This window comes from Paenibacillus sp. NPDC057886, assembly GCF_042796655.1.
GTDB lineage: Bacteria > Bacillota > Bacilli > Paenibacillales > Paenibacillaceae > Paenibacillus.
Map to the genome: position 1 here is coordinate 405,699 of NZ_JBHVMZ010000006.1, position 16,441 is coordinate 422,139.

General features: G+C 46.8%; 14 protein-coding genes. 12 read left to right on the top strand and 2 right to left on the bottom strand.

What is annotated here, in order from left to right; translation table 11 throughout:
• The first annotated feature begins 130 nt into the window (after positions 1-130).
• Positions 131-3,229: an isoleucine--tRNA ligase gene (gene ileS / locus ACFVQB_RS22015; RefSeq protein WP_379443909.1), complete on the top strand. Its 3,099-nt coding sequence runs from the start codon at positions 131-133 to the stop codon at positions 3,227-3,229.
• 228 nt (positions 3,230-3,457) lie between these two features.
• Complete coding sequence (locus ACFVQB_RS22020) at positions 3,458-3,811, top strand: DUF5665 domain-containing protein (RefSeq protein ID WP_379443911.1); 354 nt, start codon at positions 3,458-3,460, stop codon at positions 3,809-3,811.
• Positions 3,812-3,822: 11 nt separating this feature from the next.
• Here the strand turns inward: ACFVQB_RS22020 and ACFVQB_RS22025 are convergent, their stop codons facing one another.
• Positions 3,823-4,560: a TraR/DksA C4-type zinc finger protein gene (locus ACFVQB_RS22025; protein WP_379444468.1), complete on the bottom strand. Its 738-nt coding sequence runs from the start codon at positions 4,558-4,560 to the stop codon at positions 3,823-3,825.
• A 219-nt stretch (positions 4,561-4,779) separates the two neighbouring features.
• Between ACFVQB_RS22025 and lspA the strand changes: the two genes are divergently transcribed.
• The 8 genes from lspA to ACFVQB_RS22065 all read left to right on the top strand — a co-directional run bounded on the left by lspA (position 4,780) and on the right by ACFVQB_RS22065 (position 11,324).
• Complete coding sequence (lspA, locus tag ACFVQB_RS22030) at positions 4,780-5,274, top strand: signal peptidase II (RefSeq protein WP_379443913.1); 495 nt, start codon at positions 4,780-4,782, stop codon at positions 5,272-5,274.
• A 55-nt stretch (positions 5,275-5,329) separates the two neighbouring features.
• Positions 5,330-6,250 (top strand): RluA family pseudouridine synthase, encoded by a 921-nt coding sequence (locus ACFVQB_RS22035; RefSeq protein ID WP_379444470.1) that lies wholly within the window; start codon positions 5,330-5,332, stop codon positions 6,248-6,250.
• Between the two features lie 109 nt (positions 6,251-6,359).
• On the top strand, positions 6,360-7,613 hold the full coding sequence (locus ACFVQB_RS22040) for an LL-diaminopimelate aminotransferase (protein ID WP_090901458.1): 1,254 nt from the start codon (positions 6,360-6,362) through the stop codon (positions 7,611-7,613).
• A gap of 179 nt (positions 7,614-7,792) precedes the next feature.
• Positions 7,793-8,707: a decaprenyl-phosphate phosphoribosyltransferase gene (locus ACFVQB_RS22045; protein ID WP_379443917.1), complete on the top strand. Its 915-nt coding sequence runs from the start codon at positions 7,793-7,795 to the stop codon at positions 8,705-8,707.
• 33 nt (positions 8,708-8,740) lie between these two features.
• Positions 8,741-9,373 (top strand): HAD family hydrolase, encoded by a 633-nt coding sequence (locus ACFVQB_RS22050; protein WP_379443919.1) that lies wholly within the window; start codon positions 8,741-8,743, stop codon positions 9,371-9,373.
• 26 nt (positions 9,374-9,399) lie between these two features.
• On the top strand, positions 9,400-9,690 hold the full coding sequence (locus tag ACFVQB_RS22055) for an EamA family transporter (RefSeq protein WP_379444472.1): 291 nt from the start codon (positions 9,400-9,402) through the stop codon (positions 9,688-9,690).
• Positions 9,677-9,997: an EamA family transporter gene (locus tag ACFVQB_RS22060; RefSeq protein ID WP_256716754.1), complete on the top strand. Its 321-nt coding sequence runs from the start codon at positions 9,677-9,679 to the stop codon at positions 9,995-9,997. The genes ACFVQB_RS22055 and ACFVQB_RS22060 overlap by 14 nt, the downstream gene beginning before the upstream one ends.
• Positions 9,998-10,022: 25 nt before the next feature.
• Positions 10,023-11,324 carry a DUF6080 domain-containing protein gene (locus ACFVQB_RS22065; protein ID WP_379443922.1) on the top strand — a complete coding sequence of 434 codons (1,302 nt, stop codon included), beginning with the start codon at positions 10,023-10,025 and terminating at the stop codon, positions 11,322-11,324.
• Between the two features lie 129 nt (positions 11,325-11,453).
• Here ACFVQB_RS22065 and ACFVQB_RS22070 read toward each other — a convergent pair whose 3' ends face one another.
• On the bottom strand, positions 11,454-14,129 hold the full coding sequence (locus ACFVQB_RS22070; RefSeq protein ID WP_379443924.1) for a YhgE/Pip family protein: 2,676 nt from the start codon (positions 14,127-14,129) through the stop codon (positions 11,454-11,456).
• A 782-nt stretch (positions 14,130-14,911) separates the two neighbouring features.
• On the opposite strand from ACFVQB_RS22070, the gene pyrR reads away from it, so the two are divergent.
• Together pyrR and ACFVQB_RS22080 are read left to right on the top strand one after the other, a co-directional pair.
• Complete coding sequence (pyrR, locus tag ACFVQB_RS22075; protein WP_090901445.1) at positions 14,912-15,475, top strand: bifunctional pyr operon transcriptional regulator/uracil phosphoribosyltransferase PyrR; 564 nt, start codon at positions 14,912-14,914, stop codon at positions 15,473-15,475.
• A complete protein-coding gene (locus ACFVQB_RS22080; RefSeq protein ID WP_094939311.1) occupies positions 15,475-16,386 on the top strand; it encodes an aspartate carbamoyltransferase catalytic subunit in 912 nt (303 codons plus the stop codon). The genes pyrR and ACFVQB_RS22080 overlap by 1 nt, the downstream gene beginning before the upstream one ends.
• Positions 16,387-16,441 lie beyond the last annotated feature (55 nt).

Below are 16,441 nucleotides of genomic sequence, written 5' to 3' on the forward strand. Positions count from 1 at the left end.
AAGACAACCCATTCCGGGTGTCCAGAGGGCGGAGCGCCAATGGGGTCCCCCTTGGTAAGGGGGATTTAGGGGGATTGAAACGCTTTTTGTGGACGGTCCACAATCTAACACAGTTGAAAGGAAGATCATCATGCAACGAGTCGACGTCAAAGAGAAAGCACGTGCCAGAGAACTACGCGTGTTAAACAAATGGAAAACCGAGAATACATTCAAAAGATCGATCGAAAACCGGGAAGGTAAGCCAAACTTCGTATTTTACGAGGGACCGCCTACAGCCAACGGTAAACCGCATATCGGTCACGTACTGGGACGGGTCATCAAGGATTTCGTGGGACGTTATAACACAATGAAGGGTTACCGCGTCGTTCGTAAAGCAGGCTGGGATACACACGGTTTGCCTGTAGAACTGGGTGTTCAGAAAAAGCTGGGCATCTCCCACAAGTGGGAAATTGAGGATTACGGCGTGGAGAAATTCATTAACGAATGTAAAGCGAGCGTGTTTGAATACGAACAACAATGGCGCGATCTGACCGAAGGTATCGGCTACTGGACAGACATGAATAATCCATATATCACACTCGACAACAATTACATCGAAAGTGTGTGGAACATTCTGGCGACGATTCATGAAAAAGGCCTGCTGTATCGCGGTCACCGCGTGAGTCCTTACTGTCCGTCTTGTCAGACTACACTTAGCTCCCATGAGGTAGCGCAAGGGTACAAGGACGTGAAAGACCTCAGTGCTACAGCCAAATTCAAGCTGGATGACAGCGGCGAATTCGTGCTTGCCTGGACAACGACGCCTTGGACATTGCCTTCACACGTTGCGCTTGCCGTGAACCCCGATATGGACTACTCCCGTGTTCGTCAAGACAACGAAGTGTACATCATGGCGACTAATCTTGTTGAGAAAGTCATGAAGGATGCCAAAGGTGAGTATGAAGTTATCGGTGCACTGAAAGGTTCTGACCTGGTTGGAAAAACGTATGATCCTCCGTTCAACTACGTGCAGGCTGAGAAAGCAAACATCATCCTGGGTGCAGGTTTTGTAACCGATGCAAGTGGTACAGGGATTGTACACATGGCACCTGCACATGGTGAAGATGACTATCGTGTATGTCGCGAGAATGGCATCAGTTTTGTGAACATGGTGGACCTGGAAGGCAAGTTTGTGCCACAGGTAACTGATTTTGCCGGACGTTTTGTCAAGGACTGCGATATTGATATCGTAAGATACCTGTCGGAAAAAGGGCGCCTGTTCAGCAAAGAAAAATATGAGCACAGCTATCCGTTCTGCTGGCGTTGTGATACACCACTTCTGTACTATGCAATGGACAGCTGGTTTATCCAAACAACAGCAATCAAGGATCAGCTGATCGCCAACAACAGTGAAGTGGACTGGTACCCGGGCCACGTTCGTGACGGGCGATTCGGGAAGTTCCTTGAAGATCTCGTAGACTGGAATATCAGCCGTGACCGTTATTGGGGAACGCCACTGAACATCTGGGTATGTGAAGAGACGGGTGAACAATTCGCTCCTCATAGCATCGCTGAACTGCGTGCTCGTGCCATTGGCGACGTGCCTGAGAATCTGGAGCTGCATAAACCATATGTAGATGACGTCAAAGTCATGAGCTCTTGTGGCAAATATGAAATGAAACGTACACCGGAAGTGATCGATGTCTGGTTCGACAGCGGCTCCATGCCGTTTGCCCAGCAGCACTATCCATTTGAAAATAAAGAAATATTCGAACAGCAATATCCGGCAGATATGATCTGTGAAGGAATTGACCAAACACGCGGCTGGTTCTACAGCTTGCTGGCCGTATCTACACTTTTGACAGGCAAAGCACCTTACAAAGCGGTTATGGCAACAGGCCACGTGCTCGATGAGAACGGACAGAAGATGTCCAAATCCAAAGGCAACGTTATCGATCCTTGGGAAGTCATCGAAGAATATGGTACAGATGCATTCCGCTGGGCTTTGTTGTCTGACAGCGCACCGTGGAACAGCAAGCGTTTCTCCAAAGGTATCGTGGGCGAAGCGAAATCCAAAATGGTGGATACGCTGGTCAACACCCATGCATTCCTGACGCTGTATGCTACGATTGATGGATTTGATCCACAGGAGCATCCGTTCAAGTTGTCTTCACACAACCTGGATCGCTGGATTTTGTCAAGACTGAACAGCCTGATTCTCGTTGTAGAAAAAGCGCTGGCTGTTAACGACTATCTGAACTCTTCCAAAGCCATTGAAGCGTTTGTAGATGAACTCAGTAACTGGTACATCCGTCGTTCCCGTGACCGTTTCTGGGGCAGCGGATTGACAGAAGACAAACTGGACGCTTACCGTACACTTACCGAAGTGCTGGTGACTACAGCCAAGCTCGTGGCTCCATTCACACCGATGCTTGCAGAAGATATCTATCTGAACCTGACTACTGGTGAGAGTGTGCACATGGATGATTATCCGGTTGCCAATGAAACGCTGATTGACTTGAATCTGGAGCAGGATATGGAGACAGCTCGCCGAATCGTTGAACTTGCTCGTAACGTACGTAACGAAACAGGCATCAAGACACGTCAACCGTTGTCTGAACTGATCGTTTCCCTGGATAAAGGCTTCGATCTGGCAAGTTATGAAGAGATCATCAAGGATGAGATCAATGTCAAAACTATTCGTACCGAGCATGATGATGCGGATTTCGTTGATTTCACTTTGAAGCTGAATCTGAAAGTAGCGGGTAAAAAATACGGTAAAAACGTAGGCTTCCTGCAGAATTTCTTCAAGGGAATGTCAGCGGATGAGACGCGTAAAGTGGTGACGGAAGATGTTCTGAATGTCCTTTCTCCTGAAGGCGAAGAGCTGCAAGTGACGGGTGAAGAACTGCTGGTGGAGAAACAAGCCAAATCCGGTTTTGCCTCGGCATCGGGCTATGGTCTGACGGTAGCTCTCAATACGGAGATCACAGCAGAACTTGAACAGGAAGGTTGGGTCCGTGAAGTCATTCGTGCAGTTCAAGACACACGGAAGAAGCTGGATCTGCCGATTGAGAAAAGAGTACGTTTGACGCTGGATGTGGACTCTGCTTTACAAGAAGCGATTCAGGCCTTTGATCATGTGCTGCGTGAGAATGTCCTCGTTACCGAAGTGACCTTCGGAACGAACGATTCGATGCAACGCATTGAAGCCGGAGGCAAAGCCATCGGTGTATATATCGAGGGGTAATACAGTAATTCTCACGTACGGCGTTCTGGAGAAAGGAATGCTTTGTCAGACTTTAACTGGGACAGAGTAACCCTATTTCAAATAGGACAGTATATAGAAACAGACATGCCAACGAGCCTCAGATGCAGGAGAAGAATCCTGTGTCCTGGCTCGTTTGGTTTTTCAGCAAATGGGCAATGATTTCTATTGTGCAGACATTCTATATACATCAAAGGAACTGAGTAAATTATGAACGAACAGGAAACCCAATCGCCATCTAATTCAGAATCCACGCATTCCAAGAATGCGGAGGACAAGATTGAAGAACTTCACAAGCTCACTAACCGGATCGCCAATGAACTCGAACGTTCACGAATCGCACAGTATACGGAATTGCTGAATCGGCCGTGGAAGCTGATCGGACTTAATCTGTTGTCTGGCGCCGCAAGGGGCGTGGGAATCGCCATCGGTTTTACTTTTTTTGCAGCAACGATCATTTATGTGTTACAAGTGCTAGGTGCCCTTAATCTGCCCATCGTGGGTGATTACATCGCAGATATTGTACGGATTGTGCAACGACAGCTGGAATTGAATACCTATTAGGTCTTGTGGGTTTAATACGAGTCGTCTGAATCGACATCCGGTTCTAACAGACCATCACCTTCACGGTTCTCCAGATACTGTCGATATTGCCGATTGCGCACGATGGACACGTCATGACCGTAGATATCGGTTGCGACAAAGCTCTCATACGCTTCAACGCAGCCCTCCACTTCGTCAGTGGCTTCGATCGCCATAACGTCATAACTGTCGATGTCGCGTCCCTCAGCCATAGCCGGAGTATTGGAGGTGCCCCAACTTTCAACAATCTGCCATGCGTCTTCGCCGTCAAAGCCGTTCTTGTCATCACGTTCATCCAGGCTTGTGCGGCCAAAGGCAGGAGCGAGAAATTCTTCCTCGACAGGACGATTTTCGGAGACAACGGTTTCCGGTTGATGCTTTTTGCAGTATTTGGTGTAAGGAACAGCTTGCATGCGTTCATAGGGGATAGGTTGCTGACACACGGCGCAAGTTCCGTAATGACCTTCTTCGATGGAATGCAGGGCAGAATCGATGCGCTCCAGTTGAAATTCATCATGCTCCAGCAGGGAAATATCCTTTTCGCGCTCATACATCTCGGTAGCTACATCACCCGGATGGTTGTCAATCGGTGATAATTCACCTGTCTGAAGCTTCATGGAGTCACCTAGACCATAATGTTCGTTCTGCTCCAGTCTATGTTCAATATCACGCTTTTCGGTTATCAGTTGGGAACGTAACGATTGCAGTTGTTTGGCAGTGAAATGTGACATCATTTTCCCCTTTCTGTTCCGTATGGACTCCGGATTTTGACTCTGTTGTAGGATGTGCCATTTCGTGCAGAATTACAGAAGGGAAATGTTATGGTTTTTGCCATCTGGACTGCCATTAACCGCGTCGTGGACGATTTCCAAACAGCTGTGCTACAATGAACAAGTCTGGCGTAAAGCCTGTATCGTTTGGAAAAGACAAGAACGGAGTGACAAACAAACGTGGTGTATTATATCCTCGCTTTTATCGTATTTTTAGTCGATCAGGGAACGAAGTTCCTAATTGCAACCCGGATGGAACTTAGAGATGAAATTCCGGTGATTGGCAATTTCTTTGTCATCACATCACATCGTAACTCAGGTGCAGCCTTTGGTATTTTGCAGGATCAACGCTGGTTCTTTATTGTGGTTACACTGGTTGTCGTGGTGGCTTTGGTTTGGTATTTGCAAAAGGTAAAAGATACTCCGCACAAATTGCTGCCCGTGGCGCTTAGTTTGGTGCTTGGGGGAGCCATTGGTAACTTTCTGGATCGGGCTTTGACCGGAGAAGTTGTCGATTTTATCCAGCTTAATTTTGGTAGCTATACGTTTCCCATTTTCAACATAGCCGACTCGGCGATCTGTATCGGTGTGGTATTGATTATTGTGGAAACGTTGCTTGAAGGACGGCGCGAGAAAGTAGCCGCAAAGGTCGAAGGGAATGAACATCATGAGTAAAGCGCAAAATGAAGAACAGAATAACGGAGACACGTCAACGCATGACGATGAACTCATGAATGGCAATGATCGTATGGAATGGACGGTTGCCGCTGAACATAATAAGGAACGAATTGACAAATATATCACAGAATCCATGGATAACGTATCGCGCTCCCAAGTTCAATTGTGGATCGGAGACGGATTCGTAACAGTGAACGGGGCTAAAGTCAAAGCCAACGCCAAATTATCAGAAGGCGATCTGGTAGAGCTTCTGATCCCTGAGCCGACGACTGTAGAGATTATTGCTGAAGATATTCCACTCGAAGTGGTGTACGAAGATAGTGATTTGATCGTTATTAACAAACAGCGTGGTCTTGTTGTACATCCAGCACCAGGACATACGTCGGGAACACTTGTTAATGCACTGATGTATCACTGTAAAGATCTCTCAGGCATTAACGGCGAGCTGCGTCCCGGTATTGTGCATCGGATTGATAAGGACACATCGGGTCTAATTATGGCTGCCAAAAATGATCGTGCTCACGCCTCGCTGGCCGCTCAGCTCAAAGAGCATAGTGTGAATAGACGATATATTGCACTCGTTCATGGGCATCTTAGCCATGATCAGGGTACGATTGATGCACCGATTGGTCGAGATACCAATGATCGCAAAATGTACACCGTCACGGAGCGTAACAGTAAACATGCGGTCACGCATTTTACTGTCACCGAGCGTATCAATGACTACACGTTGTTGGAACTGAAACTGGAGACAGGGCGTACCCACCAGATTCGTGTTCACATGAAGTTCATTGGTCATCCGCTTGTTGGAGATCCGACGTATGGTCGTAACAAAGGGATCAAAATGCAGGGACAGGCCCTGCATGCCGCGATTCTCGGTTTTGTACATCCAACGACCGGAGAGTACCTTGAATTTACAGCTCCGCTTCCGCAGGATATGGAAGATGTTCTGGCCTCACTGCGTAGCCGCTGACAGCTCGAGAAAGTACAAATGTTCGGATAATTTGTCCATGGTTTTGAACGCGCAAATGCTTCATATTAAAGTGTAGAAATTTGCGTCAAATGAGGAGATGAACAAAATCATGAGTATCGATAAATATCAGGAAACGTACATTCAGACTAATTTTGCCGACCGTATTGGCGGCTCCAACTATGGTAAAGACACCAACATCTATAAATTCGAGAAAATCAAACGTGCCAAAGCTTCGGCTAAAAAAGATTTTCCCAATGTAGAATTGATTGACCTCGGCGTAGGTGAACCGGACGAGATGGCAGATGCAGGCATTGTTGCTGCATTGGCGGAGCAAGCCTCCAAACCCGAAAACCGTGGTTATGCGGATAACGGTATTCCCGAATTCAAGGAAGCGGCAGCTGCTTACCTGAAAAATGTATTTAATGTTGAAGGTATCGATCCATCAACTGAAATCGTGCATTCCATCGGCTCCAAGCCAGCATTGGCGATGATGCCTTCTTGCTTCATCAATCCAGGTGATGTAACGATTATGACGGTGCCAGGGTATCCGGTTATGGGTACACACACCAAATACCTGGGTGGCGAAGTGTTCAACATCCAATTGACTAAGGAGAATAACTTCCTGCCAGATCTGTCGGCCATTCCGGAAGATATTGCGAAACGTGCGAAGTTGCTCTATCTGAACTACCCGAATAACCCGACGGGCGCGAGTGCTACGGTGGAGTTCTTTACCGAAGTGGTTGAATGGGCGAAGAAATACAGCGTAGTCGTTGTACATGATGCTCCATACGCAGCACTGACATATGACGGCAAAAAACCGTTCAGCTTCTTGTCTGTACCTGGTGCCAAGGATGTGGGCGTGGAATTGCACTCCCTCTCCAAGTCCTATAACATGACAGGCTGGAGAATTGGTTTTGTTGCAGGTAACCCGCTTGTTGTTAAAGCATTCAGCGATGTGAAAGACAACAATGACTCCGGTCAGTTCATCGCGATCCAAAAGGCTGCTGCCTATGGATTGAACCACCCGGAAATCACGGAAAAAATCGCTGAGAAATATTCCCGTCGTCACGACCTGCTGGTAGCTGCACTGAACGAGCTGGGCTTCCAGGCTGAGAAACCTAAAGGTTCCTTCTTCCTTTATGTTGAAGCTCCAAAAGGTATTGCCGGAGGCCGCCGCTTTGAATCCGGCGAAGACTTCTCCCAGTTCCTGATCCGTGAGAAACTGATCTCTTCAGTTCCTTGGGATGATGCCGGTAACTTTGTTCGTTTCTCCGTTACCTTTGAAGCTAAAGGGGAAGAAGAAGAGAAACGCGTTATCGCTGAAATTAAACGCCGCCTGAGCGACGTGCAATTCGAATTTTAATTTAAATTCACATAATCATAATGATGTAGAGAAAGAAGAGACCGGAAACGGTCTCTTTTTTATGCAAAAAAATATAAATTCTCCCTGTAATCCCTTTACAAAATTATACAAGCAACATATGATTAGATCTTTACGTTATTTATATAGTCAGAAGTTGCTTTTGAAGGGAGTTATGGAAATTGTTATCATCACGTACCAATACCGTGTCCACACCTGCTGCAGGGACAGGCAATACCGTTTCAGGATTGCTCAAACTATTGAGGCCCAAACAATGGACTAAAAATTTGCTATTGTTTGCCGCACTGCTTTTTTCTTTTGAGGAAATTCGGACGGAGACCATTCTATCGACTTTGCTAGGTTTTATTTTATTTAGCCTCGTTGCAGGCTGCGTTTATATTTTAAACGATTATGTAGATCGCGACAGAGATCGTCAGCATCCGGTGAAGATGTTCCGTCCCCTTGCTTCTGGACAGGTCAATCCGGCTCACGCCTTGCTGTTCGGAATTCTGCTGTTAATTCTTTCCGTCGGGACAGCCTTTGTGATGAACCCGTTATTCGGAGTGTTATGTATTGTTTATTTCCTTTTGAATGTGTCGTACTCATTTGTACTGAAACATCTCGTTATTTTGGATATGATGACCATTGCGGCTGGATTTGTGCTTCGTGCGATTGCAGGAGGTGTGCTGATCCATGTACCCTTTACGCCGTGGTTCCTCATTTGTACGATGCTGTTGTCCCTGTTCCTGGCTATCGGCAAACGGAGGAATGAACTTACCCTGCTTGAGGGAAATACCGGTTCACACCGTAAAGTATTGAATAACTATTCGATTACGTTATTGGATCAGTTCAATACCATTGTCACAACGGCGACCATTATCAGCTATTCGTTATTTACGTTCACATCCGATCGCACCATTCATTTAATGTGGACGATTCCGTTGGTCATATACGGCATGTTCCGTTATCTGTATCTGATTCATATGAAGAACCAAGGTGGTTCGCCTGATCGAGTTCTGTTTGAGGACAAGCCTATCTTGATCACGGTCATTTTGTATGTCATCAGTGTTATTTCGATTTTTGCTATTTTTGAATAAAAGTTAGAGTCTGGAAGGTAGAGGGGGATCAGGGTGAAAAGCACGAAAGTTGCCATCTTTGATATTGATAAAACGATTATACGCAGAGATTCCATGTTTCAGTTTGTACATTACGGTGTTCGGCGTTATCCATGGCACGTATGGAGATTGCCTGTAATTGCATATCATACCGTGCTGTTCAAGGCAGGTCTGATGACCGTTGAACGTGTCAAACGTTCCTATTTCAAGAGCATTGAGCGCATGTCCGAAAAAGATCTGGAGCATTTTTTTGATACACGATTGCGTACTGCCATTTTTGCGGAGGCAAGTGTAGAGATGCAGCACCGTAAGGAAGCAGGCTATCATGTATTGCTGGTAACCGCATCTCCGCATGCCTATATGAAATATTTTAAAAACTTTCCCTGGGTGGATCATGTCATCGGTACAGATCTGGTTCGTCACTCGAATGGCTATACCTGTAGGATCGAAGGCAGCAATTGCAAAGGGGATGAGAAGGTTCGCCGAATTCAGGCCTATCTGGATGAGAAAAAAATGGTGATTGATTATGATCAATCCTGCTCCTACTCCGACTCCTTATCCGATCTTCCAGTGATGCAGTTGGTGAGTCAGCGATACTTTATTAACAAGCGCGTACCAGAGATGGAGGCACTGTCGTGGGGGAGATAAAAGGGCGCCATACAGGCAAGCTATTGATGCTGGTCTCCGCTTTTCTTACAGCGACGGGCCAACTGTTCTGGAAGTGGGGCTTAACCGAGTGGATCTATCTGGTCATCGGCTTTCTCTGTTATGGACTGGGTGCGATTTTGATGATTAAGGCTTTTGCTTTGGAAAAGCTGTCTGTAGCCTATCCTTTGATGTGTGCCAGCTATGTGTTTGCGCTGATCTATGGATACTTTTTGCTAGGAGAAGAAATTACGGTGCAGAAGCTGGCCGCTGTTGTGCTGCTTGGAATCGGGGTGACGTTGACCAGTGTTGATCGATAGCTGGATGATTGCTGTACTCATCGCAATGACCCTGTGTGGAGCAATGGGGGGAGCGGGTTTGAAAGCCTACGCCACCAGCCGCAAAAAGCTTCATGTTCTAATGGGGCTTGGATTCTACGGTACAGGTGCGCTGCTGAACATTGTATTGTTGAAATTTCTTCCCTTAACGGTTGTACTGCCTGCCAATGCGTTAACGTATGTGTGGACGCTCATTATAGCGCGGTTTGCCTTTAAGGAAACAGTGGGTCCTTTGCGCTGGATCGGTGTCGCTTGTATTATGGGCGGGTTGTGTTTATTGGTTTTCTAGATTAATTAAAACTGGATGTGAACGCATGAAATTTTTGGACTACATATTTTATAATCGCAGAACCAATTGGACGGCATTTGGTCTGTTTGCGGGTTTTGCTCTTTTTTACGCTCTCATGAATGGACCTTACGTGACGTACATAGCGAATCACGCAGAGCTTCTAGGGTCATACACGCCATTTAGTACGACGCATTTTCCACTTAATTTATTTAACTTCGATCCTTCCATGTATTATGGAGATAACAGTTCTTCGGTTATTCATCCGTTAATTTCATTCCTGGCGGTTACGCTTGAAGCAGGGGCTCAACTGTTGGGCGGGAATTGGTTCTTTCTTGTCCTGCAGTCACTTGTGAATGCGGGTTCGGTTGTGCTGGTATTTCTGTTTTTGAATCAAAAAGATAAACAAATCACCACGCCGTTACTTTTCGCTTTATTGTTCGGTTTTAGCTCCTATCTGATGTTCACTGCGTTGGTTCCGGACTCGTATCCGTATGTGCAGTTTGTTATCCTGTTCTCTGTGCTGTATATGCAATATACCCGTGAACGAGAAGATGTCCGTTACATCCCAAATGCGTTGCTGGCATCCATCAACTTCGGACTGACGTCGACCAACATTGTACCGCTTGCAGCCGCCATGTTTTTTAATTTGCGTACGTGGCGTAACAAGTCTGGTTGGAAAAAGTATATCGGGATTATGGCACTGGCCGTTGCCTTCATCGTAGTATTGACAGTGATACAGTACATCGCGTTTGGCGGTCGCAGTTGGGTCAGCAATTGGTTGCTTGGTATTCAAAATGGGGGCACAAGCTATGCCACTCCATTCCAGTTCGCAGTTCATTGGAAGGCTTTAAGCTTGCTAACGATTAATCCGATGCTGTCACCGAAAGTGCATTTGCTGGACCCGGGCATGGTCGCGTTTGTAACGGATCTGTCCCGATCCAATCCAATCTATATTCAGCTCACGGGTATTTTTATCCTGCTGCTGGCGCTCACTGGATTTATCAAGGGCATCCGTGAACGGGAAATTTGGACTCTTGTGCCATACATTCTGTTTGCATTTTTACTTCATATCGTTGTTGGTTTCGGGCTGGCGGTATTTCAATACGATATGTACCTTTACGCAGGACACTATCTGTTTGCGTTCTTCCTCCTCAGTGGGGGCTTCGTCATCGGTCTTCGTCCGGGGCTGGGTAAAAAAGTGCTAATAGGCTTGATCATGCTATGTATTCTCGTTACCGCAGGGAACAACATCTATCGTCATGTAGAAACATTAACAACCATTAAGCAGTCCTATGATCAGTTGGAACAGGAACGTACAGTGAAATAATCAGATATCCTATATAATGAGACAAGGCCATTGGATTTACAGTCCATTGGCCTTGTCTTGTTTAGCTATGCAGATTGGTTTAAACAAAAGACCCTCTGCGTTCATGACACAGAGGGTCGCTCATTCGATTTAAGCAATAATTTTGGTCTTCTTGGCATTCTCGGCTGAACGTTTGGTGAGGCTGCTGAGTGGACGTTTTAAAGCAAGAGCCACGATGAGACTCAGCGCGATGAACATGCACAACCACAGAATATCCTTGATGGCAGTCGACCACAAGATGCCGCCGACCGACTCACGCAGCAGGCTGATCGCATACGTGAAGGGCATGAACGGATTCAATGCCTGGAAAAAGGGCGATGTCATGCTGATCGGGAACGTACCGCCGGAGCTGGAGAACTGGAACACCATGAAGATGATCGCGATCCCTTTTCCGATATTCCCAAAAACGGACAGCAGGGTGTACGTTATAGTTACAAATACGGCACTCACCAGCATGGCAAACAGGATAAACCACAGTTTATCTGCGACATAGGTTCCGAGAATCAGGATGTCTCCCAGGCTGACACAGACTGCTTGAAGCAACCCAATGGTTAGAAAAGTAGCGAGACGCCCAAGATACAACTCGTATCCCCGGAACTTGCCCTCTGGATTCTCAGCTTCGGCACGAAGCAGGGAAATCAGCAGCGTTGAGCCTACCCACAAGGACAGCACGCCATAAAATGGTGACATGGCCGATCCATAATTGGGAATCGGGTAAAGCTGTTGTTCTTTGATTTGCACCGGACTTGCAAGGAAAGCACTTTCTTCTTCGATATCGCCGCGCAAAAGCTTGGCGAGCTCGGCAAACTGGTTATTGCCTTCGACTTCCCTAAGTTTGTCTGCTGCCTTGCTGATGGCACTTTCCAAAGCTGGCAGATCATCACGCACAAGCGTGGCAACACGATGAACTCCTTTTTCGACCTCCGGTAACTGGTTCTGCACAAAATCGGATGCCTTGCCTATCTGTTTCTCGGCATTAGGCAGATCGTTTCGAACAAAATCAGCCGCTTCGTTCAGCTTGGTCCCCAGCTTGGGCAGATCGTTACGAATTAATGAAGACACTGTGTTCAACGCTTGGATAAAGCCTTCACTTTTGTTCGCGAGTGTCTCCGATATCTCATGGATCTTAGATTGTATTTGAGGCAATTCGCTCTGAATTTTCTTCAACTCGGTCTGCCCAAATGTAATCCCTTCTTTGGCTGATGCAAGAATGTCTGCAATATCCGGAATTCGATCCCTTGCTCCCTGTAGAGTATCTGCTGAAGCGGAGAGGATAGACCTGAGCTTATCCGCCCCAGCCGCAAGTGCAGGCGATATTTCGCTCTCGTAGGTGTTCATGATATTGCCAATGCCGCTGCTAACGTCCTTGGAGAGAGCATTTAACTGGGCGATGACGTCTGCGGGCGGAGTTGTATTGCGACGCAGAGCATCACTGATAATCCCAGCCAGACGGATTTGCAACTGAAGTTTATCTGAAATGGTGTTCAGTTGCGTAATTTTATCGGCAAGTGGATGGCTTGGAAGCAAGTTGTCGATTTTGCCCAGTAGTTCTGCCATACTGTCGACGAGTTTTACCGCAATCCCTAAGCGGGCAGCGATCCGGTCCAGATCTTCTGCTGTCGGCAGATGATTAAGGTCCGTATTTTGCAATTGCCCAAATACGTCTGACGCTGCGTTTGCGATTTGTTGCACCAGCAGCAGGTTTTGCCAGATCGCCGGTCCTATAGCATGAAACGCTTCTTCACTGGAATCCACAAACTGATTCAAGCCTTCGGCCAGCTCAATCCCGTTACCAGCGATTTGTGATACTTTGTCCAGATCTTGCTCTGCGGCCGTTACGATAGACAGAGCTTTGTCGGTTTTATCCAGGGCCGTTTGGATGACACCTGATACCTGACCAAAGTTTGCATCCACTTCTTGAATACGTTCTACGGCTTTTTGAATATCGGGAATCCGCCCCTGAATAGCCAACACTTCGGAAGCCGCATCATTAATTTGTGGCCAATACTCCTGCACTTTGAGCACATACTGTGCGGCTTCATTGATTTCGGGCAGTTTTTTTTCGATTTCAACGATCTTTTGAGCATCTTTTACAATACCAGGCATGGCTTTTTCCACTTCCAGTACCTTTTGACCTGCGGCTTGTATGGCCGGAAGATTTTTCTCCAGCGTGAAAATGCCATTCTCCATCTTGCGCAAGGTTGGAAGCTGGGCATTGATTTCAACTCCGGCTTCCTTCAACTTGGTTAGAACAGCTTCGCTGACGGCTTCAGTGAAATTTTCATTGATTTGTGTTGTTATCGCAGATACACCAGAGCCTGTGATTTTTGGAGCAATGGCATTAACCTTCTCATTAACGGTATAGATTACCTCTGGGCGCTCCAGCTTTCCGTCAACGATACCTGTAATTTTGGATGAAAAGTCCCCAGGAATGAGCAGACTTGCGTAATACTCTCCTGTTTGCACACCCCGATCAGCCTCAGCTTGGTCTACAAAAGTCCAGCCCAGCTTTTCGTTCTGTTTCAGGCTGGATACCAGTTCGTCTCCGATATTAACGTTAGTTCCTGCAACAGTTGCACCCTTATCCTCGGTTGTCACCGCAATTTTGATCCCCTGGGTGTTACTGTACGGGTCCCATACGGATTTCACGTTGACCCAGTCATACACCCCGGGCAGTAAAATAATAGCCACAATTAGAAATATACCTGTGGGAACCTTCAAAATATGCAACCAGTCTGTTTTGTAAACATGCCAAATGTGACGCATAACTTCCTCCTAAATGTAAATAAATGTAGGTCTTTTCTTATTTCTATGTCGCATATTTGTAAATCCTTATGTATATCGGCTTTATTGCAGCATCCATGAATTGTTTCATGTTTATAAACTTTACCCATTTCACTGTGTACTAATGCAGTGCCTTCGTTATTCCGTGTTTCTGGACGTTGAACTCTAAAATTAGAAGATATCTTTCATATTAAAAATGCCATCAAAACTGAAGGCAGTTAAGGTGAAACTCACTGTATGTACCAAAGGGAAGGGTTCTGTCTCAACATTGAATATAGTCAGAGGATTATTTTGGCGTAAGGTTCTCCGCAATTACCTATGGATAAATATGCAGAATTATTGTATAATTATGAGTAACGAATGAAATGTGATGTGTTTGGATGTTTTTCAGCCGAACTGCTGATTCTAAAGAGAATACAGTAGAGGAATTTCGCCTGTGATGTTGAGGTGTTGACAGGGGGTTGTCTTTCTGTCATAATTCATGAAGACAAACGGACATATTGAGTACAGAACCCTGTGAGGTCCTGCAATATGAACGACATGAATAGCACCTTTAAATCAGTCCCGTGAGACTGGCAAGGTAACGTGAACGATACATCGTTTTTTTGCTGCGGCAAATGAAGCGATGCATCCCGAGAGTAAACTTTCTTCAGAGCGGTCTGAAGTTCGGAGACTCCTTGCCAATAAACACGGCAAGGAGTCTTTTTTGTTCTCCTCGTCACGGGGCCATGATCTGAAAGGTAAATCCTGAGGAGGCTGAACGCATGAGCACAGAGACACATGTCATTATGGATGAAACCGCGATCCGCCGCGCATTAACACGGATTGCCCATGAGATTTTGGAAAAAAACAAAGGCATTGAGGGTTGTGTACTGATCGGTATTCGAACACGGGGTGTATACCTCGCAGAACGGATCGCCGCTAAGATTGAAGAAATCGAAGGTACACCGATCCCTTGGGGAGAGCTCGATGTGACCCCTTATCGCGATGATCGCTTGGACGAGAATAAAGCGAATCGCAAGGAACTGTTGACGATGACACCTGAATCACTTTCGATTCATAACAAAAAAGTGATTTTGTTCGATGATGTGCTCTATACGGGACGGACGATTCGCGCTGCGATGGATGCCCTAATGGACTGTGGAAGACCACAGAACATTCAGTTGGCGGTTCTCGCAGATCGCGGACACCGAGAACTTCCGATTCGACCTGATTTTATCGGCAAGAATGTGCCGACTTCCAAATCAGAGGAGATCGAGGTTGCACTCATGGAAACGGACGGACAGGACGAGGTCAAGATCATTCAGAACCGGGGGGAGCAGGCATGATGATTACACAACCAGCATTGAAGGACCGGAGCTTGCTTGGCCTTAAGGAACTTAGTCGTGATGAGATTGAATCCATTCTGAACAGAGCAGCACACTGGGAAGCGCAGAAGGAGAAACTGGTTCCTGTACTGGAATCGCACTTCGTAGCCAACATGTTTTTCGAGAACAGTACGCGCACTCGCTTCTCATTTGAGATGGCAGAGAAACGTCTGGGTGCACAAGTGCTGAACTTCACGGCGGCTGCATCAAGCGTGGAGAAAGGTGAATCCATCTATGATACGGTACGAACACTGGAGTCCATGGGCATTGACGCAGGGGTAATTCGGTTGAAACCTTCGGGTGTTTTGCAACAATTGGCTCAGAAAGTGAATGTTCCACTGGTGAACGCAGGAGACGGGAATAACGAGCACCCAACACAGGCGCTGCTGGATCTCTACACGATGCGGAAGGCATTCGGTGAGCTGAAAGGTTTGCGTGTGTCAATCATCGGAGACATCCTGCACAGCAGGGTAGCTCGCTCCAATCTGTGGGCACTTCAAAAGTTTGGTGCGGATGTGCGCTTCTGCGCACCACAAACGATGCAAGCACCGGAGCTCGCAGAACACGCGCCTTATGTGGGTCTGGAAGAAGCACTCGATGCGGATGTAGTCATGATGCTCCGTGTTCAACTGGAACGTCATAAACATGGCCTGATTACTTCGGCTGAAGATTATCGCGAACACTACGGATTGACGGAAGAACGGGCGTCACGCCTGAAACCAAGCACAATTATCATGCACCCTGCTCCTGTAAACCGCAATGTCGAGGTAGATGACGCGGTAGTAGAGAGCGCAGCATCGCGGATCTTCCCGCAGATGGCAAACGGTGTTCCGATCCGCATGGCGGTCATGGAACGCGCGATGAAACTGTAACAGGGTCTGGCTGTAGGTCATTGGCTGACGGGATGGAAGTTCTTATAGAGCAATG